We start from the raw sequence: 23,243 nt of genomic DNA on the forward strand, positions 1-23,243 counted from the left end.
GCCACCTGCACATTTTATTATTAACACTTTGCATCCTTGATTATAGTCATTACATTTTGTTTTAATATTTCCATTTTTTCTTCAGAATCTTTAAAACTATTTCCTATTACTGAAAAATAAAGTTTTATCTTCGGTTCTGTTCCTGAAGGTCTTACTACAAACCAACTCTTATCTTCCATAACAAATTTAAGCACATTTGACTTTGGAAGCTGTATTACATTTTCAGTTATATTTACAAGATCTTTTTCAATACTTAATTTATAGTCTAGTTTTTTGACTATTTTTACTCCTCCCAGCGTTCTTTTCATAGAATGTCTCAAATATTCAAGTATTGTGTCCATTTCTTCACAGCCTTCTTTCCCTTTAAGTTCTATAGAAATTATATTTTCCTTATAAAATCCATATTTGTTGTAAAGATTAATTAAGGCCTCGTAGATATTTATTCCTTTCATTTTATAATATAAAGCCATTTCACATATTAAAGTAGACGCAATCACAGCATCTTTATCCCTTACAAAATCTCCTGCTAAATAACCATAACTTTCTTCAAATCCAAATATAAACTTCTTATCTTGCCACTGTTCAAATTCCTTTATTTTTTCCCCTATATATTTAAATCCCGTCAATACATCTATAAGTCCTACATTATAATCTTTTGCTATATCTCTTACCATTTCCGTGGTTACTATTGTCTTTATTATAACACCATTTTCAGGTAATCTATTTAACTCTTTAAGTGAGGATAAAATATATTCTGTCAAAAGAATTCCCACCTGATTTCCGGTGAGTGTTCTATAATTATTGTCATCATATTTTACTATGATTCCTATCCTGTCACAATCAGGGTCTGTTCCAAATATTATATCTGGTTTTAATTCTTTGGCAAGCTCTAAAGCCAATTGAAATACCTTGGGATCTTCTGGATTAGGACATACTGCTGTAGGAAAATTTCCATCTGGATATTCCTGTTCTTTTACTATAAATACATTTTCATATCCCAGTTCTTTTAGAGCTCTCCTTACGGGTATATTCCCAGTTCCATGAAGAGGTGTGTATATTACATTTAAATTTTTTCCACAGGAGGATACCATATCTTTTCTTATAACCATCTGTTTTACTTTTTCTATATAAGGCTTATCTATATCTTCTCCTATTATGTTCAAAATTTTTCTATTCTCTGCTTCTTTTATATCCATACGCTTTATTTCAGAAAAATCATTCACATTGTTTATATAGCTAAGTATTTTATTTGCAATTTTATCTGTTACCTGTCCCCCATCTTCTCCATAAACCTTATATCCGTTATAATTTTTAGGATTATGGGATGCGGTTATAACAATACCTGCTTTGCATTTAAGCTCTCTTACCGCATAAGAAAGCATTGGAGTAGGATGAAGTGTACCAAAAAGATTTACTATTATACCATTTGCACATAAATTGCTTGCAGCCGCTTTTGCAAATTCTTCAGACATTATTCTACAATCATAGGCTATAGCTACAGAGATATTACTGCCATATGCCTCTATAAGGTATCTTGACAAGCCCTCAGTGGTTTTTCCAATAGTATGTATGTTCAATCTATTAGTTCCAACGCCTATTATTCCCCTAAGACCTCCCGTACCAAATTCCAAATCTTTATAAAATCTATCTTCTATTTCCTTTTCATCCTTTATATTTTTTAATTCTAATTTTTCCTCATCATCTAAATAAGATGAATTTAACCAGAATTCATACTTTTCTCTATACATATTTTTACCTCCTACATGCAATATTTAGCATTTACTATTATACTATAAATTTTATAATCAAAAATACCTATAATATTATATTTTACTTTATGTACATAATTTATAAATATGTTATTAATACATTCTATTATTTATGTAAAAATTAGCTGCATATTATTGAATTTATAGATCAATTAACATATAATGATATTAGTTTTTATTAAACGTGTAGCCAACCCTTTAATTTTTAAAGTTAAAGGGATATTTTTATGAAAGAAGGTGCTTTATCAAGGTGTATAGATTAGATCAAAGTGAAACTCCACTATTTGATGCATTAATGGAATATGTAAACAGGGACACCATACCTTTTCATGTGCCAGGACATAAAAAAGGTGTGGGAATGGATAATGAATTTAAACAATTTATAGGAGAAAACCCCTTTAAAATTGACGTTACTGTATTTAAACTAGTGGATAGCCTTCACCATCCTACAGGTCCAATAAAAAGAGCTCAGCAATTGGCTGCAGATGCCTACGGTTCTGATGCTGCTTTTTTTTCCATTCACGGTACATCAGGAGCTATACAGTCAATGATTATGTCCGTAGTAAATTCCGGTGACAAATTAATAATTCCAAGAAATGTGCATAAATCTGTTACTGCAGGAATTATACTAAGCGGTGCAATACCTGTATATATGCAGCCGGCCCTGAATAAAAGGGTAGGAATTGCACAAGGTGTTACTCCCGAAACTGTAGAGGATACTCTAAAGAAGCATCCTGATGCCAAAGCTGTCTTAATAATAAATCCTACCTACTATGGAGTAGCTACAGATATAAAAAAAATTTCAGATATTGTGCACAGTTATGATATTCCTTTAATTGTAGATGAAGCTCACGGACCACACCTTGGTTTTAATGATAATCTGCCCATGTCTGCTATAGAAGCCGGTGCCGATATGTGTGCCCAGAGTACTCATAAAATAATCGGTGCCTTAACCCAATGCTCCCTACTTCATGTCTGTTCAGAGCGAATTGACATAAATAGAGTGCATCAGGTCTTATCTCTACTGCAGACAACTTCTCCCTCTTATATTTTAATGGCTTCACTTGATTGTGCCCGAAGACAAATAGCCCTCTGGGGCAAAGAACTTTTGGATAAATCCATTGAACTTGCAAATTATGTACGATATGAAATAAATAATATTAAAGGATTTTACTGTTTTGGAGAAGAAATAGTAGGAAATGAGGGTGTCACAGCCCTTGATCCTACTAAAATAACTATAAACTGTAGAGAACTTGGAATCACAGGATATGACTTAGATATGATCTTATCCAATAAATATCATATTCAAATGGAGCTTTCAGATTTATATAATGTTTTAGCAGTAGGTTCTTTTGGAGATACCAAAGAAGCCATGGACACCCTTTTGCATGCATTAAAAGAAATAAGTACGGAATATTATGTTAAGGAAAATAAAAAATCCGATTTTTTAGATATTCCTGATATACCAAAACAAATAAAAATTCCAAGAGATGCATTTAATTCTCCTAAAAAACCACTTCTCCTAAAAAACAGCATAGGAATGATAAGTGGGGAGTTCTTAATGGCATATCCTCCCGGAATACCAATACTTTGTCCTGGAGAAGAGATAACAAAAGAAATTGTAGATTATGTACAAAAACTAAAGAACACTGGATTATATGTTCAAGGCACTGAGGACCCTGAAGTAGAATATATAAAAGTAGTATTATAAATCAACACTTACTAGAAAGTTAAAGCTTCTTCAAAGTGGGGTGTTGTAAGCATTGCTGCATCCCCTTTATAAGTTCTTCCTCTAAAGGATAACGTATTCTAAGTGCTAAACACACTAAGAATACTGTTAATAAGGTTCAGATGGAGAAAGTACTACTTATGAGTAAACTCCATCTAAACCTTAGAACCACTTGATATATCTTCTTCTGTATATATCTTTACTCCGTTTTTAATAAGCAGTTCTGTTGTAACTCCATTTCCTTTTATAATATTTCTCTTAAAACTACCATCATAGATTTTATTATAGCCACAGGAAGGACTTTTAGATTTTAATATGGCCTTTCTTATATTGAATGCTTTAGCTAGATTTAAAGTTTCATAGGCACCTCTCAAAAAATTATCTGTAACATTTTTTCCATCTGAAGTTATTACAATAGCTTTTCTATCCAACACGTCGCCTCCTGTACCTCCACATATTTCACAGGGTTTTCTTGGAGTGGTAAGTCCCCCCAGCTGTTCTGGACATATAGGTATCATTTTCTCTTTCCTTATAAGTTTTAATACCCCCTGAGAAAGATTATTTTCTCCATTATATTTAGTATTAATTCCACACAAACATGCACTAACCAATATCATTTTTTCCTCCTAGTCAACTCTATTTCAATTCTACTATTGTAACTCCAGTGCCACCTTCACCATACTCACCAATTCTATAGTTTTTTACATGGGAATGAGATTTTAACATATTTGTTATAGAACTTCTTAATATCCCCGTACCTTTTCCATGTATTATAGTTACTTCTTTAAGTCCTGCTACATATGCATCATCTAAATACTTATCTGTAATATAAGCTGCCTCTATAGAATCCATTCCCCTTAAATCCACTGACGTAGCAACACTTCTTAAATTTAAATTAGCTTCTCTTTTCAATTTTTTATCTGTGTTTTTGGTGCTTCCCTTAGGTGCCCTTAATTCTTTTAAATTGACACTTATTTTCATAATACCTGCCTGAACTTGTACTTCTCCTTTATTATCGGGCTTTGATAATACCAACACCTTTTGATTCAGTGATGGAATAAATACTTCTTCGCCTTCTTTCACAGATTTAAGCCGCTGACCATCTTCACTTTTAGCTTTATATAAATTTTCTTCAACATTTTCCAGCTTATCTTTAAGCATTTTTCTACGTTCTTCTAATTCATGTTTTACAGAAGAACTATATCCCATCTTTTCTAATTCCCTTATGTCCTTCAGAATTCTATCTGCCTCTTCTTTGGATTCTCTTATTATTTCTCTGGCTTTTCTATGGGCTTCTGTAATGGATTTATCCCTTACCTCTTGCAATCTAATAGCTTTCTGTTCATATTTTTCTTTTATTTTAGCTGCTTCTCTTTTTAAAATCTCTGCTTCTCTAAAATAATTTTCAGCCTTTATCCTTTTTTCCTGAAGACTTTGAATCAAATCTTCAAACTTTAAAGCTTCACTGGCTATATTCTCTCTTGCAGCTTTTATTATAAATTCAGGCAATCCAAGTCTTTTTGATATTTCAAAGGCATTTGATTTTCCAGGTATCCCTATCATAAGTTTATATGTAGGTTTTAAAGTATCCACATCAAATTCTACTGAAGCATTTTCTACTCCATTACTTTTTAAGGCATAAGCTTTCAATTCACTGTAATGAGTTGTAGCAACTATCATAGAACCTCTATCTTTCAAATTTTCCAGTATGGATACCGCAAGTGCCGCTCCTTCTGTAGGGTCGGTACCAGCCCCCAATTCATCAAATAATATTAAAGACTTTTCATCAGAATTATTTATTATATTAATTATGTTGGTCATATGAGAAGAAAAAGTAGATAAGTTCTGCTCTATACTCTGTTCATCCCCAATATCTGCAAATATCTCTGTAAAAAATCCTACAGTTGAATTTTCCCTGGCAGGTATCATAAGCCCACTTAGAGCCATAATGTGTAAAAGTCCCATAGTTTTAAGGGCTACAGTTTTTCCTCCAGTATTGGGGCCTGTTATAACAAGACAAGTAAAATCCTTACCCATATATACATCCATAGGTACTACTGTTTTTCTATCTATAAGAGGATGTCTTCCCTCTACTATATCTATTATACAATTATCATTCACTATAGGGATGTTACCATTTAATTCACTTCCAAATTTAGCTTTAGCAAATATAAAATCCAACTCCCATATTATATCTGCATTGTTTTTAATCACAACTATATTGTCATGTATTTCCTTGGATAGTTCATATAATATTCTATCTATCTCAGCTTTCTCTTTTAACTTCAATTCTTTTATTTCATTATTTAAATTCACAAGAGCCATAGGTTCTATATACAGCGTTGAACCACTGGAACTTTGATCGTGAACAAGCCCCGGTACTAAAGCCTTATTTTCTGCCCTTACCGGCAGTACATATCTATCTCCTCTTATAGTATACAAATTATCCTGTAAATAAGAAGAATAATTCCTTATAAGTGAGTTTACCTTATCTCTTACAGAAGCATTTTTATCCCTAATGCTCTTTCTGATGTTATACAGAAGAGAACTAGCCCTGTCTGATATTTCATCTTCACTTTCTATGGAGATAAAAATTTTATCTTCTAAACCCTTTAATAAAACAATGCCCTGACAAATATCTTCTATAATTCTGAAACCTTCACCTTCCCCCTTTGCCTTTATATATTTTTCAAATCTCCTGGAAGCTTTTAAAATAGCTCCTATTCTAAAAATTTGTGCTGGCATAAGTATAGAACCTTTTTGTGCCATTTTTACACCCTGTCTCACATCGTAAACTCCATCAAAGGGAGGATTTCCCCTGGATATAATGAGTTTTAATGCCTCTTCAGTCTCTTCCAAATGTTCTCTTACATCATGTATATTATCATAGGGCTTTAAATTATCCACCAAATCCTTAGCTGCATTAGTATTTGTATACTTCTTTAATTCATCTTTTACTTTATAAAATTCTAAAATCCTTAGTGATTTTTCATTCATTTAAATTTATCCTTCCTTTCAAGGCTAAAGTTATATCTATTCTACTCCATTTCTATAATGTGATCTTGTAAATTTACTAAAATCGCCTTTAAACTGTTCTTCTTTAAAATATTTTAGTATTTCCTTTGTCCTTTTATAATTTTCGTCAATAAAATCGACTCTAAAAGAATTGATACCCATATTTCTTAAATCTTTTATATTTGAAATTAAATTAACAGGTACTGTATTGTATATGTAACTTCTGCAGAATTTATCTGTTTTTACTGTAAATCCTTTTTTCTTCCTGTCTACAAGTAAGAAGTCTCCTTCTTCACAGACTTTATTACAATTTTTACAACTAGATTTGCCTCCAAAAATACTTCCTATAGCGCAGTATTCACTAACCATAGCCTCTATTTTTCCATATACTAGTATCTGGCTTCTAAAATTACTATTTGAAATAAATTTTTTTATCTCATTTCTATTTAATTCCACACTCAAGCAATTTCCATTGGTAAACGTGTTATAAACCTCCAAAGCATAATTATTTGTTATATTCAATTTATAATCGCCAAAAATCTGTATTTTATTAGAAAATTTACTTATTATACCTAGATTCCCTGTAACTATTCCCCGTATTCTACTTAAATTTTTATTTATAAATTCTTCTATATAATCAAATTCCATTCTTATTATATTAGGTATTTTAATATATATTTTATCAACTTTAATACTTCCTAAATTAATGTCTTCATTTCTTTGAAATGGATTTATGCATATATGATTAAACTCCATTTCAAGGGCGGCTTCTAGCTGCTCACTGCTATTTACAACTACCATTTTTTCAGGAAGACAAATTTCATTAAATTTTCTTTTTAAAAATATACTATTTAAGCCATTATTTTTTCTATCTATACTTAATATATATTTTTCAATCTGATTTAAAAGTTTTCTTCTAATTTGATTTATATCCGATATAGGTAAAAACCCTTCCTCAAAACTTTCAAATTCTATATTATCAAATTGAAATATGTTATCTCCTGTTTTATTTATACTTTTACATATTCTATCTTTACTCAGAGGTTGTTTTAGTGCTTCTAAAACCTTTTCTCCCTCTACTTTAAAATCTTTGCCCTTAAAATTAGTACAGAGTACAATAGGTTTTCCCTTCTGAAATTCTACTTTCAAATTCAGACCAAATTTTTTCCCATAGGGATTATTATATATATTTTGTAATTGTGTTAGCTGTTCAAAATCGGAAGTTTTATATATTATACTTCCACTATTATATTTAGCCGGTATAATTTTTACCCTTTCCCCTTTATAAGCTCTATTTACTTCCTGCTCATGTTTAATTATCTTGGAAACAGTAAAACCTTCATTTCCAGCTCTCACTCCATCATTTAAAGATATATCTTCACATAAAAAAATAGTTTTATCATTTTCTGCCCTTCCTATTTTAATTCCAGTATTTTTAGGAAAGGAATATGCCATCATGTCTTTTCCCGTATTCCCATATAGATAAGCCTTGGAAAAACCTTCTCTATTGAATAATTGTAAAAGTTTTTTTTGTGTATCCCTGTTTATACATATATCATTACGCAGGGAAGAAAAATTATCATAAAAATTTTCAATTGCATTTTTATATTCTGTCACAACTCCAGCTACATATTCAGGCCTTTTCATTCTTCCTTCAATTTTTAAGGAGGATGCACCACTTTCTATTATTTCATGCATATCTTCAATAGTACACATATCCTTGGGACTTAAAAGATATCCACTTTTTTCAGTACTTTCTTTTTTATTTACTATTTTATAGGGAAGTCTACAGGGTTGGGCACACCTTCCTCTATTTCCGCTTCTTCCACCAATAACACTACTCATAAGACACTGTCCTGAATAACATACACAAAGGGCACCGTGTATAAATATTTCCGTCTCTATTCCAAGTTCTTTAGATATATGTCTTATCTCCTTTAAAGAGAGTTCTCTTGAAAGCACTATTCTCTTAAATCCCATATTACTTAAAAAAAGTGCAGCCTCTCCATTATGTACTGTCATCTGAGTAGAAGCATGGATTTCAAAGTCCGGTATATTCTCCTTCAGTATATGAAAAAAGCCAATATCCTGTATTATAAGAGCATCTACTCCTATATCATATAAAAATTTTGCATACTCACAAGCTTTGTTCAATTCTTCTTCTTTCATTATGGTGTTCATGGTTACATAGATTTTTACATTATATAGATGACAATATTTCACTGCACCTCTCATAGAATCATCATCAAAATTATGAGCATAAGCCCTGGCAGAAAATCTATCTCCCCCTAAATAAACTGCATTTGCTCCTGCTTGAACCGCAGCATATAAGCTTTCTATATTTCCCGCAGGAGCTAACAACTCTATTTTTTTCATAAATCTATCTCCCTATATATTAATTCATAATTCACGATTTACAGTTCACAATTTATGATTGTGGTAATTATTATATTCTTTAAAGAAGCTGAAGCACTAGCTAATTGCGGCTTCAGATCAGGTAATTCCTAGATCCAAGTGGAGTTTACTCATAAAGTCGGATAAATTCTTATTTATAGTACCACAAAATAATGGCATCACACAATAAACTTACATACTGAATCAGATAAATATGACATCCTCTAAATATAATTTGTGGATTTTATGTGTACATTTTTTTTATTTTAGAATAGTATGTACTAGGATATAAAACAACATTATTATCCTTAACTTTTTTAAAAAAGGAGATAATAAAATGGAAAACACTAACTTTTCTTGTGATTCTACCTGTAATGCTAGAATTATAAATGCAGATACACTTGTGCCTGCTACTAATTATCCATGGCCACAAGGAGAATACAAAGTTCCAAAAGTTCTTGCAGAACTTGTGATTCAAATAGATTCAGAGTCAAAAATAAGACTAAATGAGCCTTCTTATGAAATAAAGAGAATAGAAAAGCAGATATTCTTAACTCAATGCAGATATATTGCACCAACTAATAAAGTATTTATCGAAGGTTATATAAGAAAAAATATAGAATATGCTGTAAGAGAATGTACTACTGAATCAGGAATAGGGGGAAGTATTAAAGATACTACTGTTCACGTTCCATTCAAAGCTTATACTGAAGTGAAATTTGAAAATTTCCCAAAGGTTTCTCCAAACCTTCCTCCTAGAGTAGCTAGGTATTTTGATAATAAAAGAAAAGGAAAAAATATAAGAGAAGCAGATAGATCCAATATTGAAATTTTTAATGAACCTATTTTTTGTGAACTAGAATGGTCTGCAGTTTTTGATGCAGATATTGATGACAGAGGTATTCCAATTGAAGGATTTATCAATGAAGAGGAATTTGAAGAATTTACTGACAAATCAGTTGTATATTTATGCTTGAAACTATTACAGAAACAACAAGTTTCATACTTGGATGGTTCTAACAACTGTGCTAGAAATACTTCCAAGCAGGGTGTTAAAAGACAAGTTAGAAAATCATACCCTACATTGGATTCAGACTGGAATTTTCCAATTGATGAATTAAAGCAAAAAAAATAATGTTTATAAAAATAGGGGCTAGTTTTTAAAACTAGCTCTTATTGAAGTTAACAAAATATACTATTAATGCATATTATAATATTAAGGTGATTCTTACTTCTAAATCACTTGATAATTACATACACAAAGGATAGTGATGTGGGTAATATATTAAAAAATAAAATTCAAGGCTAATTATTTTTCGAATAAATTCTATTTAATAGGGAAGTAAATACCTTATTGTTGAATCATTATTTATTATAAAAAAATCACACCTATGATTTTTAAGCATAATATATAATGTAAATATTGTATACTTCTTAAAAGGAGGAAAACTATGTCAATAAACTTTAATAATTTCACACCACGTCCTGGACTTGTAAATAAGCAAGGCTGCCTGCCGGACCCATCAGAATTAGTTTGTATTGAGGTGCCTAAAGTTTTTGACCAGTGTTTAATTAAAAGATGCCTTTTTTATAATGAAGGTCCTGATACAGACACCTCAGACTGTGAATTAAGGAGTAATCCCTTAGATGAACCAAAAATATTTGCAGGCTGCAGAGATTTCAAAATTACATTAAAATCCGTAGAACAAATCCCTATTATAGGGAAAACTGGATTTAAAAAAATAATTATTTGTTACGTTATATCCTTTTATGCAGACTATATTGACTGTAATGCAGTAAACAGATGCGAGCTTTTCGAAATTAATAGAAAAGATATAATTGGAAGCTTCTACTGTCCTGACTCATTGTCTAAAGCATCTAACAGCTCTGTTAATTCCAATAACTTAAATGACTGTGATACAAACATCATAAAACTTGAAATGGTAGCAGAAGCACTTCAGGGAGTATTAACTGAATGCAATGACAGAAAATATCTAGATATCACCTTAGGTTATTATATTATAGTTAAGTGTCAAATAGTAGTACAGCTGTTAATACCTGCTTATAGTTACTGTCCAGTGCCTAAGGAGCCATGTGCACCTGAACCTGAAGAAAATTTATGTGATAAATTTATTAAAGCCCCAGTACCTAAATTTTATCCAGATCAAAACTTAAAACCATTATTTCCTGACAGAGCTCCAGGCTCAGGAATAGACGAAGAGGAAGAGGAATATGAAGATGAATACCCAGAGGAATATGAAGATGAATATCTAGAAGATAATGGAGAAGAATATAAATGAATTACTCTTAAAGATAAAATGATTCCTGTATCTTTGCCCACATATTTCCATAATTACACAATCTCTAAAAATATGTAGACTTAAAAGTAAAAGCCCTATATACAATATGTATTTATAAATTATCAAGTATACTTGTAGACATATAAACCAAAACCCTCTATACCAAAGTTATTACCTAATCCTATAAATATGACATAATCTAAAGAAGGAGCACATTAAATTACTCCTTCTTTCTAAATAATTTTGTCACTAAGGATTGACTTCTCTCAAAATCCAATTCTTCTTTAAGTCTAGCATTCTCTTCTATTAAAGAATCTATTTTTTCCTTAAGAAGTTTATTATCTTTACTTTTTTTATTTAGATCATTTTTAATATTATTATTAAACATTCTCTGCTTTTCCAATTCATTTTTTGTTTCATCCAATTCCTTTTGAACATTTTGTTTAACTTCCATAAAAAAATTACAATGTTCCTTCAATTTCTTTTTTTCTTCAAGTATTCTATTGATTTTATCTTCATATTCCTGTACAATAAATTTTTTCTTTTTCATATTAACACTAAATGAATCAATTTTTTCTTTAAGAAGACTATTTTCATAACATATTCTTTTAAACTTATCTTTTATTTCTTCAATACCTTTATCTTCAGCCCCAACACTAGAGTCACTTGATAATTTTTCTTCTTCTACTGCGGATATATAATTTTCAACTAACTCTTCAAAGGTAAAAACACATAAATCTATATCTTCTGTACCATAAACTATATGTGATCCACTTGTATTTCCCATATTTAAAAAATTATATGACTTAATGGGTTCTCTTAAATTTTTATTAAATTTAACTGGAACTTCCCATTTGCCAAACTTATATTCAGAACAAAAAATACGACCTCCTTCATGCCAGCAAGTAAACATCTTCTCATCTATATAAAACATAATCGGTTCAACAGGTTCTATACTGCCCTTGTAAATTTGATATTTTTTCATACTGACATTTTCTTCAATACGGACATGTTCCAGAGAATATATGGCTCCCTCTTTAATTTTATTAACTATATTATAAGCATAATTTGTATTTAATACTTTAAATATTATATTATCACATTGAACTCCATAGAGCCTTTTAGCTTCAGTCCAAGAATGTTTGTAAGTACAATAATTTAAGGATAATTCATCACCTCTATTTGAAATAAAAAACACATCGATGTAACTTTTTTTATTTAATTGTATTTCATAATATCTATTAACTTTATCTGATAAAACTATATATTGAATAGTATACAGTTTTATTTTCTTGCCATCCCAAAGACAGTGCTTTAAAATTCCCCGTTTACTTCCATCTACTGCAGCCAATAAATAAAATAAATGCATTTTGCCTTGTAAAATCACAGCTTTCAAATCCTGCACTTGAAAATTATCTTTTCTTATGCTATAAACTCTTTCTCCAATCCACTTTTCCTCTTTTCTCCTGCAGTATTTTACTTCATTTCTTTTATTGACATATAATATATGAATTAATTCATCTTCTACACATATTGCGAATTCAATTATTCCTGTATCAATAACTTTTTCTTCAGTCCATTTTTCTTTTTCATACATTATTTTATACATTAATTCACCATTACTATTCAAATAGAATTTCCATACTTCCTTCTTATTATTTATAAATATCCATGGGTATTTATTTATCATAATATTTTTCACCTCCCCCTATTTATATTTTATAAAATCTTTATAAAATGTATTACTAAAATCACAACTATAAATAATGAAGCATACTATATCAGTGTAGGATTGCATATTTTTTTGAAAATAAATATTTAAAAGGAGGAGAATTTATGTCCATCAACTTTAATAAATTTGTACCGCGTCCTGGTCTTGTAAACAAACAAGGACGTTTACCTGATCCTTCTGAGTTGGTTTGTATTGAGGTACCTAAAGTATTTGATCAATGCCTAATTAAAAGATGTCTTGTATATAATGAAGGACCTGATACAAATAAAACAGATTGTGAATTGAGAAGTAATGCTCTTGCTGATCCTAAGAGATATCTTGGAAGTAGAGATTTTAATATAAAGTTAATTTCTGTAGATAGGATTCCAATTAAAAGGAATGAAGGTTTCAAAAAAGTTATTATTTCTTATGTTATTTCTTTCTACGCGGATTACATTGATTGTAATAATGTAAATAAAACCGAATTTTATGAAATCAATAGAACAGATGTAATTGGAAAGTTTTACTGTCCAGATTCAATAGCCGAGACTTCCGGTAACTTTACACCTGCTGCTTACCCTAAAGATATGGATTCAAATATTATCAAACTGGAAATGGTTGCAGATGCTTTGGATGGTGAATTAGTAGAAGATTCTTCAGGAAATTTTGTTTTGGATATTACCTTAGGGTACTACATTATTGTAAAGTGTGAACTTATTGTGCAATTGCTCATTCCAGCTTACAGCTACTGTCCAATTCCAGATGAGCCATGTGAAGAATCCGAAGAAAATCCATGCGAAATATTCGAAAGGACTCCTGTTCCTAAATTTTATCCTGATCAAAACTTAGAACCATTATTCCCTTACTATGATAGCGATGAGGATTCCACTGAAATACTTTAAGTTTTTTTATATGTGATCACCTTTTTTTCTGGAAATCATATATTATAGTAGAGACTAATGACAAAATTATCAATATATACTCGTAAGCCATTTTTGCTCTAATATATTTTAACTTTAATATAAAAAGGAGGATTTCTTTTATGAACTCTATGTCAAGATATTATGATTGTGATCCTTGTAACAGAGGTCAATATGACCCTTGTGGCAAAGGTCAATATGATCCTTGCAATAAAAAACAAGAACATGAGTGTCAAACTATTGTAAAATGCGGTTGTCCTAATTCAATTACACTACCTGCAGCTACTGTCCTGGGTACTACTTTTACCCTTGCTACACTAACATTAAATACCTGCAAGTTAAAAGATCCTTGCATCAAGCTTGAATTTGCAAGTAATCTTGTAGCAGCTGTTGCTTTTACCGGTTCTTTAAACATTCAAGTATTTAAACAGTGCGGTAATCAAATTACACCTACCCCTGTAGGACCTGCATTTGCATTTAACTTAGTAGCATTGCTAACTAGCCAGACATTCTCATTTTTCGTATGTGACTGCAATGATACCTGCTGCAATGATTGCTGCTGTACCTATACTGTAGTTGCCACTGTTACCAGCGCAGTTACCGTTGGTACCCTTGCTATCAACAATGCAACTCTAGGAGCAGTAGCTACATGTGGATCCAGTTCATGCTGTTAATTTGTGCATATTAAATTATTATAACTCAAGGTAACGAGCCTTGAGTTTTTTTATTTTACTCCATCATTATTTAAAAGAGGGTTTTTCTGTTTTTTTTCCTTTACCAGACTTATTTCATTTTCTATTAATTTATGTTGAAGATCTATTACCTTATATTTTTCCGATTGTACTTGAAATTTCAATTCTTTGTTTTGTGACATAAGTTTTCTATTTTCATTGATATATTTTTGAGTTGATTCTTTCGCAACCTTCAGTTCTTCCTGCAATTTGTTAATCTGACGTTCTTTCTTATTTATGCTCTTGCTGTCACTACTATTTTCAAGTTTAATTTTAAACTCCATGTTAATTTCCTCTAAAGAACTAAGCTCTTCTTTTAAAAAATCAATCTGTTCCCTGTTGGATTTCTCAATTTCCCTCATTTTATCCAATTCTTTCAACAACTCATGATTGATCTTTTGCGTTTTTAACATATCATCTGCTACGTTAATTGCAGATAAAACAGCAGCTGAGGAAGTGCTTAACTTACTATTATTTCTCAATACATCCTTTATTTTTTTGTCTACATAACTGGCAACCTTATGTAAATATTCCTCTTGTTCGTCTCCCTTTAAATTATATTCAATTCCATTTATAAAAACTGTCACTACATTCATTTAAACACCCTCTCAGATCATGATGTTTTCTAAACCCATAGGGATATTTTATCATAAATCCATTACATATTAAATATATTATTTAAAAATTCCATATATTTCTATATAGATTATACCATAATATACAATAAAAAGCATGTTTTAAGGCCTAGAAAAAGAAAAATATTAATTTCAATCTAAGCCATAAAAATCACCTTATCTAAGCTGTGCTCCCAGTTTGTATTCTAGGGCTTTCAATATTTTATCGTGGACTTTGTTAACTTCAGCATCAGTAAGTGTTTTATTTGAAAGTCTATAAGATATGGAGTAGGCTATGCTCTTTTTACCCGCCTCTATTTGTTTTCCTTTATAAATATCAAAGAATTTTATTTTTTCTACCATATTTCCGCCTTGTTTTTTTATAATATCCTCTATATCCTGTACCAATATATCATCATCTACCAACACTGCCAAATCCCTGGTAACCGATGGAAATTTAGGAAGAGGAGTGTATTTATTATAGGAATTGGCATACCTATATAGTATATCTAAATTAAGTTCTGCTATGTAACATCTTTCTTCAACCTCATAATTTTCACAGACCTTGGGATGTATTTCTCCTAATATTCCCACTAAGTCTTTTTTTATATAGAGCAGTGCAGTTCTTCCCGGATGAAAACTTGGATTTTCACTCTCTCTTTGAAAAGAAAATCTCTCTATTTTTAAAATTTCCAGTATATTTTCTACAGCCCCTTTTAAATTAAAATAATCTGAACTGCCATACATGCCTATGGTTATGATATTCTTTTCCTTAGGAAGTTTATCCGTATCTTCATGAGGAATATATACTTTTCCTATTTCAAATAATCTTACCATTTCATTTTTTCTAGAGTAATTTCTGCTCAGACATTCCATCATTGAAGATAATGTGGTAGTCCTCATTATACTATAATCTTCTCCCAGAGGATTTTTTATAATTACTGCATTTCTAAGAGAACTATCTTCTGTTAAAAGTATTTTATCAAATACTTTTCTACTAATGAAAGAATAGTTTATAGATTGACTGAATCCACTTGAAATCATTGTTTCTATCACTTTATCATCTAATTTTTGTTTTTCATTTTTTCCTCCTTTTGTACTTGCACTTTTTATTATAGTGGAAGGTATATTGTCATAGCCATATATTCTTGCTATTTCCTCCGCCACATCTTCTTTTATATTTATATCTCCACGAAAAGTTGGAACCTCTATTTTTAAAGTATCCTCATCTATTTCTGTCCTCAATGCCAGCCTATTTAAATATTCCACCATATTTTCCTTCGGTATGTTGGTTCCAAGGAATTTGTTTATCCAATTACAATCAACCTCTAAACTATGAGGATAAACTTTTTCATTATATACATCTATGGTACCTTCCATTACCCTTCCGCAGCCAAGCATTTCTATTAAATAGCAGGCTCTATCCATAGCCATTTCAGCCAAATTAGGATCCAAATCTTTTTCAAACCTGGAGGAAGCTTCTGTTCTAAGGGCTAATTTTTGAGAAGAAATTCTTATGTTAGTTCCGTTAAAATTAGCACACTCAAAAACAACTGAAGAAGTATCCTCTCTGATTTCAGAATTAAGTCCTCCCATTATTCCTGCAATTCCTATAGTTCTATTCCCATCTTTTATAGTAAGTATGTCTTTATCCAATATTCTCTCTTCACTATCAAGCGTAATAAATTTTTCTCCTTCTCCTGCCCTTTCAACCACTATACTTCCTGAAGTTATTTCCCTTATATCATAGGCATGCATAGGTATGCCCATTTCCAACATCACAAAGTTTGTTATATCTACTATGTTATTTATAGGTCTTACTCCTGCCTCTAGTAGTCTTTCTTCCATCCATGAAGGAGAAGGCTTTATTTTTACATCTTCTATTCCTCTTGCTATATATCTTCTACAAAGTCCATCTTTTATTTCAACTTTTAATTTGTCTTGTATATTTCCATCAGAAGAAGAGCTATATTTAAATTCAGGCAATCTATAGGTTTCATTTAAAGTTGCCGCAGTTTCCCTGACTATTCCCAAAATACTTAAGCAATCGGGCCTATTGGAAGTTATTTCAAGATCCAATATGGAACTTGTCATGTTTAATACCTCTTTTATGTCTTTTCCAATAGGAGTATCCCCCGGTAAAATCATAAGTCCCTCAATCTGTTTATCTCCTGCTATTCCAAGCTCCTCCTCAGAACAGAACATACCGTTTGATACAAGTCCTCTAAGCTTTCCCTTTTTTATTTTTACTCCTCCATAAATGATGGAATCATGTAATGCTACGGGAATTACATCTTTTTCTTTCATATTCTTAGCCGCCGTTATAATTTGCAGTGGCTCTTCCTTTCCTACATCCACCTGACATACAAACAAATTATCTGCTCCGGGGTGATTTTCTATTTTTATTAATTTACCTGTAACTACATTTTTTATGTCTTCTCCTGTTGTAACTACCTCTTCTACCTTTGAACCGCTTAAAGTCAGTCTATCCCCCAACTCCTTACCTGTAATATTTATATCTACATAATCTTTTAACCATGTTACTGGAACTTTCATAATAAAAATCTCCTCTCTAAAGTATAATTACTCCTTACTATTAATCTACATGTTAAAATTGATTTAGAAACCTCATATCACTTTCATACATATTTCTTATATCATCTATTCCATACTTCAACATAACCATTCTATCTACCCCCATACCAAAGGCAAATCCACTATATACTTCAGGATCTATGTTACAATTTCTTAAAACCTGAGGATGAACCATACCACAACCCAAAAGCTCTATCCACCCTTCTCCCTTACATACTCTGCAACCTTCTCCATTACATACAAAGCAGGTAGCGTCCATTTCTGCAGAGGGTTCTGTAAAAGGAAAATGATGTGGTCTGAACTTTGTTTTCATTTCATCTCCAAACATTTTTCTGGCAAATAGTTCAAGGGTACCTTTTAAATCTGCAAAAGTTATACCTTTGTCAACTACAAGTCCCTCCATCTGATAAAATATGGGAGAATGAGTGGCATCTACCGAATCCGAACGGTAAACCTTCCCTGGAGATATCATTTTTATTGGTGGTTTTTGTTTTTCCATAGTTCTTATCTGTGTAGGAGAAGTTTGAGTTCTTAAAACTAAATTATCATTTATATAGAAAGTGTCCTGCTCTCCTCTGGCTGGATGATTCTTAGGTATATTAAGAGCCTCAAAATTATAATAGTCCAGCTCTACTTCAGGCCCTTCTTCTATGGTAAATCCCATGGAAACAAATATTTCCTTCATATCCTCAAGAACTTGTTCTAAAGGATGACGTCTTCCTATATTCTGCTTTATTCCCGGCATAGTAATATCAATAGTTTCACCTTTAACTCTTGATTCTCTTTCACTAGATTTTATTCTTTGGGAAGCTTCCTCTATTGCATTTTCAAGAGCAGTTCTAATATCATTAGCAAGTTTTCCTATAATTGGTCTTTCCTCTTTGGAAAGTTCTTTCATGCCTCTCAATATATGAGTCAGTTCACCTTTTTTACCTAAATATTTGATTCTTATACTTTCTATATCTAAATCTTTTCTCTTATCTTGTAATTCTTTAAATGCATTTTCCTTTATCTGTTCTAATTTTTTTCTCATCTTAAATACTCCTCCTTCTAAAAATAATAACAAATTTAAAAATAAAAAAAGCCCCTCCCCTAAGGGACGAACTAATCCGCGTTACCACCCAAATTGACATTAAAAATAATATCCTCTTTGTATATTTATCGGTATTTCCCGCTTAGCTGCTACTTGATATCTTTAGCTTATTATTGATTGAAAGATACTTTAATTTCACAGCAAGTACTCCAGAGCGAACTTCAATATACTTCCATTTTAAAAAAGCTCTCAGCCATAACTTTTTCTCTCTAAAAAACTTTCGTATATCTACTCTCTCTTTCACAGTATTCTAAAATATGATATTTAATTTCTACTTATACCTTTAAATTTTACATACACATTTACATATTGTCAACATGTGAATTCAACTTTTGCCTAACTACTTCAAACATCATTATGGAAGCTGCCACAGCTGCATTTAAGGATTCAGCATTCCCAGGCATGGGAATGTTCACTTCTATATCTGAAATTTTCTTCACATCTTGTAAAAGTCCATTACCTTCATTTCCTATTGCAATTATAATTTTCCCCCTTAAGTCCATATCATAAAAATTAATATCTGAATCAAGAGAACTGGATATTAACTTAAAACCCATTTGCCTTAAAGTGCTTACCTTCTCAAGATTTTCATCCTGAATTATAGGTATATAAAATATAGATCCCATGGTGGCCCTCAGGGTTTTTTCATTATATACATCTACTGTTCCTTTAGTAGTTATAATACCCAGCGCTCCTGAAGCGTGGGCACTTCTTATTATAGTCCCCATATTTCCTGGATCTTGTATTCTATCTGCCAAAATATAAAATCCCTGCTCATCTTTAATATTTAACTCTTTGTTTTTTACCACGGCGATTATTCCCTGGGGATTTTCTGTACAACTTATGCTTCTCAGTATCTCATCTGTAACAAAATATATAGGACATTTCACTTTATTATTTCTTTCCAGAAAAAATCTTTCTTCTCTATTTGTAAAATACTCACTTAAAAATATTTGAGATATATAAAATTCAGAATTAATAGCTTCCTTTACAAACCTAAAACCTTCTATTATGAATTCTTTCCTTCGAATTCTATATTTTTTTTCTTTTAATTTTTTGGCTTCTTTTATATGCAAATTATCCTTACTTCTAATTATATCCATATGACCCTCTCCATATTATTAAATAACCCTTAAATTCAGTTGAATTTGCTATAGAGACATATTCTCCATATAAGACTTGTGGGATAAAAATAAGTGCAGCAAAACCTTGCTCCACTTATTTTACGTGATTCTAAATTTATACATTTAACTGTGCTTTGGCTACTTGAACTAATTCAGTAAATGTTTTAGGATCATTTATAGCTATTTCTGAAAGCATTTTTCTATTTATATTAATACCTGCAGTTTTTATTCCGTTCATAAATTTAGAATAAGACAACCCATTTATTCTAGCTGCAGCATTTATTCTTACTATCCAAAGTTTTCTAAAATCCCTTTTCTTTAGCTTTCTTCCCACATAAGCATTTCTTAAAGCCCTTATAACACTTTCGTTAGCAGTTTTAAATAATTTACTCTTACCGCCATAATAGCCCTTTGCAAGTTTTAATATTTTTCTATGATGTTTACGGGCATTTACCGCCCTTTTTACTCTTGCCATAATAAAAACCTCCTTTTAGAATTATTCAGTTACACATAAGGTAATAGTTTTTTCATTACTTTCTCCTGAGTCTCTGAAACATATGCTGTTTTTCTAAGATTTCTTTTAGTCTTTCTACTCTTCTTTGTCAATATATGACTTTTAAAAGCTTGTGCTCTCTTTAATTTACCTGTTCCCGTAAGTTTAAATCTTTTAGCCACACTTTTTTTAGTCTTCATTTTTGGCATAATAAATTCCTCCTCTCAATGATGCTTTTCCTACTTATAAATAAACTTATTGTTACACATAAAAAAAGCGGCCTAAAGCCGCTCTTAAATACATCCCATAGCAAAGAATCTTTATAATAAAAAATTCTTATAAACACAACCTTACTAGCTTTGCTGTAAGGTGAGAAACGGCTGTTTCTTCTTAACGTTTTACATTATACTATTTTTATCGACTGCAGTCAATGTATAATTTTTGGCATTTTCTAAAAAATCCAATTATACATGACTTATTTTTTTATCTATTTCTTCTTTAAGCTTTAATATAAAATCTTCCAAGGACATAGCTCCTATATCCCCTTCTTTTCTACTTCTTACAGATATATTTTTATCTTTCATTTCCTTATCCCCTAAAATAATCATGTAAGGAACCTTATGCATCTGTGCTTCTCTTATTTTATATCCTATTTTTTCATTTCTAATATCACATTCCACTCGTATATTATTTTCTTTCAACGTCTTAGCTACTTCTGCCACATAATCTGCCTGGGCATCGGTAATATTCATAACCTGAACCTGCACAGGAGCAATCCATGCAGGGAATGCTCCTGCATAATGTTCTATGAGAATACCTATAAATCTTTCTATAGATCCAAATACTACCCTGTGTATCATAACAGGCCTGTGCTTTTCCCCATCTGCCCCTATATAATTTAGATCAAATTTTTCAGGCATCTGAAAATCCAACTGCACAGTTCCACACTGCCAGGTTCTTCCTATGCAATCCTTTAAGTGAAAATCTATTTTAGGACCATAAAAAGCTCCATCTCCCTCATTAATCTTATAGTCAAGTCCTACCATTTTCAATGCATTTTTCAATCCCTCTGTTGCAGCTTCCCAATCTTCATCACTTCCCATAGAATCCTCAGGCCTTGTGGAAAGTTCAACAAAATACTCAAAACCAAATATTTTATAAAAATTATCTATAAGATCTATTACCTTTATTATTTCATCTGCAATATCATCCTTAGTAACAAATATATGAGCATCATCCTGAGTAAAACATCGTACTCTCATAAGACCATGTAGTGCACCGGATTTCTCATGTCTGTGAACTACACCCATTTCAGCATATCTTTTAGGAAGATCCCTATAGGATCTTATATCATTTTTGTACACAAGTATTGACCCTGGACAATTCATAGGTTTTATAGCATAATTTCCATCATCTATTTTAGTAAAATACATATTTTCCTTATAATGATCCCAGTGTCCTGATCTATGCCATAATTCCTCATTTAATATGATGGGAGTCATTATTTCGCTGTAATCTGCCTTGTAGTGCATTTCTCTCCAAAAATTTTGCAGGGTATTTCTAATTACCATTCCCTTTGGATGAAAGAACGGAAATCCTGGTCCTTCTTCATGTATACTGAATAAATCCAATTCTTTGCCTAATTTTCTATGATCCCTTTTTTTCGCCTCTTCCATTAATTTAAGATAATCCTGAAGATCACTTTTCTTTTCAAATACAGTACCATATATTCTTTGAAGCATTTTATTATTTTCATTTCCCCTCCAGTAAGCCCCTGCTATAGAAAGGAGCTTTACAGCTTTAGCTCTTCCTGTAGAAGGTACATGAGGACCTGCACAGAGATCTACAAAATCACCCTGTTTATAGAAAGATATTATTGAATCCTCTGGTAAATCTTTTATTAATTCCACTTTGTAGGGTTCATTCTTCTCTTCCATAAACTTTATAGCTTCTTCTCTTGGAAGTTCAAATCTTTCCAATTTTATATTTTCCTTAATTATTTCATTCATTTTACCTTCGATTTTTTCAAGCAATTCAGGAGTAAAGGAAAATTCAGCATCCACATCGTAATAAAATCCTGAATCTATGGCTGGTCCTATAGCAAGCTTAACTTCTGGATATAATCTCTTTATGGCTTGGGCAAGTATATGAGAAGCTGTATGTCTCAATATCTTCTTTCCTTCCTCATCCTCAAAGGTTAAGATTTCAACTTTACAATCTTTATTAATTTTATAATTGAGTTCTACAACTTTACCATCTACTACAGCTCCCAATGCCTTTTTGGATAAAGAAATACTTAGTTTTGCTGCAATATCAATTACTTTTAGTCCTTTTTCCACTTCTATTTCTTTACCATTTTTTAAACTTATTTTTATCACACTTATTCCTCCTTCAAACAGCCCTTTTGTATTTTAACTTTTGAATAAATTATTATATCAAGTGATTCTTAGGTTTAGGTGGAGTTTGCTTGTAAGGAATGCCTTTCTCCATCTGAACTTTATTAACAGTATTCTTAGTGTTTTTAGAACTTAGAATACGTTATCCTTTAGGGGAAGAACTTATCCAGGGGCGTAGCAGTGCTTATCCCCCACTTTAAAGAAGATGGGGGTGTTAGCTAATTGCAGCCTTCGGATAAATAAAATTGAGCAAATAAAAAAACTCTTCCCTAAAACAATGGGACGAGTTTTACCGTGGTTCCACCCAAATTAATAGCACCACACTTTATATAAAGTATATCTTAAATGCTACCATCTCT

The 23,243-nt window shown here is 31.3% G+C and carries 17 protein-coding genes and 3 other annotated features (1 of these 20 cut by a window edge); of the genes, 5 read left to right on the top strand and 12 right to left on the bottom strand.

Features of this window, described 5'->3' with window-relative positions; genetic code table 11:
• Positions 1 to 20: 20 nt before the first annotated feature.
• Positions 21 to 1,748 (bottom strand): phospho-sugar mutase, encoded by a 1,728-nt coding sequence (locus tag CKL_RS15480; protein ID WP_012103525.1) that lies wholly within the window; start codon positions 1,746 to 1,748, stop codon positions 21 to 23.
• Between the two features lie 271 nt (positions 1,749 to 2,019).
• On the opposite strand from CKL_RS15480, the gene CKL_RS15485 reads away from it, so the two are divergent.
• Positions 2,020 to 3,480 carry an aminotransferase class I/II-fold pyridoxal phosphate-dependent enzyme gene (locus CKL_RS15485; protein ID WP_012103526.1) on the top strand — a complete coding sequence of 487 codons (1,461 nt, stop codon included), beginning with the start codon at positions 2,020 to 2,022 and terminating at the stop codon, positions 3,478 to 3,480.
• Between the two features lie 173 nt (positions 3,481 to 3,653).
• Here the strand turns inward: CKL_RS15485 and CKL_RS15490 are convergent, their stop codons facing one another.
• From CKL_RS15490 to CKL_RS15500, 3 genes are read right to left on the bottom strand one after another with little or no spacing between them, the layout of a single operon-like run.
• Positions 3,654 to 4,115 (bottom strand): 2-thiouracil desulfurase family protein, encoded by a 462-nt coding sequence (locus CKL_RS15490; RefSeq protein ID WP_012103527.1) that lies wholly within the window; start codon positions 4,113 to 4,115, stop codon positions 3,654 to 3,656.
• Positions 4,116 to 4,134: 19 nt separating this feature from the next.
• Positions 4,135 to 6,495: an endonuclease MutS2 gene (locus tag CKL_RS15495; RefSeq protein WP_012103528.1), complete on the bottom strand. Its 2,361-nt coding sequence runs from the start codon at positions 6,493 to 6,495 to the stop codon at positions 4,135 to 4,137.
• Between the two features lie 36 nt (positions 6,496 to 6,531).
• Positions 6,532 to 8,889 (bottom strand): U32 family peptidase, encoded by a 2,358-nt coding sequence (locus CKL_RS15500; protein ID WP_012103529.1) that lies wholly within the window; start codon positions 8,887 to 8,889, stop codon positions 6,532 to 6,534.
• A gap of 355 nt (positions 8,890 to 9,244) precedes the next feature.
• Here CKL_RS15500 and CKL_RS15505 point away from each other — a divergent pair, with 355 nt between their 5' ends.
• Both CKL_RS15505 and CKL_RS15510 read left to right on the top strand, forming a co-directional pair.
• Positions 9,245 to 10,042: a CsxC family protein gene (locus CKL_RS15505; protein ID WP_012103530.1), complete on the top strand. Its 798-nt coding sequence runs from the start codon at positions 9,245 to 9,247 to the stop codon at positions 10,040 to 10,042.
• A gap of 316 nt (positions 10,043 to 10,358) precedes the next feature.
• On the top strand, positions 10,359 to 11,207 hold the full coding sequence (locus CKL_RS15510) for a hypothetical protein (RefSeq protein ID WP_012103531.1): 849 nt from the start codon (positions 10,359 to 10,361) through the stop codon (positions 11,205 to 11,207).
• A gap of 220 nt (positions 11,208 to 11,427) precedes the next feature.
• On the opposite strand, the gene CKL_RS15515 is transcribed toward CKL_RS15510, so the two are convergent.
• A complete protein-coding gene (locus CKL_RS15515) occupies positions 11,428 to 12,897 on the bottom strand; it encodes a hypothetical protein (protein ID WP_012103532.1) in 1,470 nt (489 codons plus the stop codon).
• A gap of 146 nt (positions 12,898 to 13,043) precedes the next feature.
• Between CKL_RS15515 and CKL_RS15520 the strand changes: the two genes are divergently transcribed.
• Entirely contained in the window at positions 13,044 to 13,820 is a 777-nt protein-coding gene (locus tag CKL_RS15520) for a hypothetical protein (protein WP_012103533.1), read from the top strand.
• A gap of 140 nt (positions 13,821 to 13,960) precedes the next feature.
• Entirely contained in the window at positions 13,961 to 14,512 is a 552-nt protein-coding gene (locus CKL_RS15525) for a DUF4489 domain-containing protein (RefSeq protein ID WP_012103534.1), read from the top strand.
• 50 nt (positions 14,513 to 14,562) lie between these two features.
• Here CKL_RS15525 and CKL_RS15530 read toward each other — a convergent pair whose 3' ends face one another.
• The 7 genes from CKL_RS15530 to thrS all read right to left on the bottom strand — a co-directional run bounded on the left by CKL_RS15530 (position 14,563) and on the right by thrS (position 22,866).
• Positions 14,563 to 15,165, bottom strand: a complete 603-nt coding sequence (locus CKL_RS15530) for a cell division protein ZapA (RefSeq protein ID WP_012103535.1) — start codon at positions 15,163 to 15,165, stop codon at positions 14,563 to 14,565.
• A 195-nt stretch (positions 15,166 to 15,360) separates the two neighbouring features.
• The gene (pheT, locus tag CKL_RS15535; protein WP_012103536.1) at positions 15,361 to 17,739 is read right to left on the bottom strand and encodes a phenylalanine--tRNA ligase subunit beta; all 2,379 of its coding nucleotides are present in this window, start codon (positions 17,737 to 17,739) and stop codon (positions 15,361 to 15,363) included.
• Positions 17,740 to 17,791: 52 nt separating this feature from the next.
• Positions 17,792 to 18,811, bottom strand: a complete 1,020-nt coding sequence (gene pheS / locus CKL_RS15540; RefSeq protein WP_012103537.1) for a phenylalanine--tRNA ligase subunit alpha — start codon at positions 18,809 to 18,811, stop codon at positions 17,792 to 17,794.
• Between the two features lie 59 nt (positions 18,812 to 18,870).
• Positions 18,871 to 19,124: a binding site (T-box leader), on the bottom strand.
• A 49-nt stretch (positions 19,125 to 19,173) separates the two neighbouring features.
• Positions 19,174 to 19,974 (bottom strand): TrmH family RNA methyltransferase, encoded by an 801-nt coding sequence (locus tag CKL_RS15545; protein ID WP_012103538.1) that lies wholly within the window; start codon positions 19,972 to 19,974, stop codon positions 19,174 to 19,176.
• Between the two features lie 136 nt (positions 19,975 to 20,110).
• Positions 20,111 to 20,470, bottom strand: a complete 360-nt coding sequence (gene rplT / locus CKL_RS15550) for a 50S ribosomal protein L20 (RefSeq protein ID WP_012103539.1) — start codon at positions 20,468 to 20,470, stop codon at positions 20,111 to 20,113.
• A gap of 29 nt (positions 20,471 to 20,499) precedes the next feature.
• Complete coding sequence (rpmI, locus tag CKL_RS15555) at positions 20,500 to 20,697, bottom strand: 50S ribosomal protein L35 (protein ID WP_012103540.1); 198 nt, start codon at positions 20,695 to 20,697, stop codon at positions 20,500 to 20,502.
• Between the two features lie 53 nt (positions 20,698 to 20,750).
• Positions 20,751 to 20,886 (bottom strand) — a sequence feature (ribosomal protein L20 leader region).
• A gap of 66 nt (positions 20,887 to 20,952) precedes the next feature.
• Positions 20,953 to 22,866 carry a threonine--tRNA ligase gene (thrS, locus tag CKL_RS15560; protein ID WP_012103541.1) on the bottom strand — a complete coding sequence of 638 codons (1,914 nt, stop codon included), beginning with the start codon at positions 22,864 to 22,866 and terminating at the stop codon, positions 20,953 to 20,955.
• Between the two features lie 293 nt (positions 22,867 to 23,159).
• Positions 23,160 to 23,243, bottom strand: a binding site (T-box leader); it runs 154 nt beyond the window's last position.

Origin of the sequence: Clostridium kluyveri DSM 555 (genome assembly GCF_000016505.1) — a bacterium.
GTDB classification, from domain to species: domain Bacteria; phylum Bacillota; class Clostridia; order Clostridiales; family Clostridiaceae; genus Clostridium_B; species Clostridium_B kluyveri.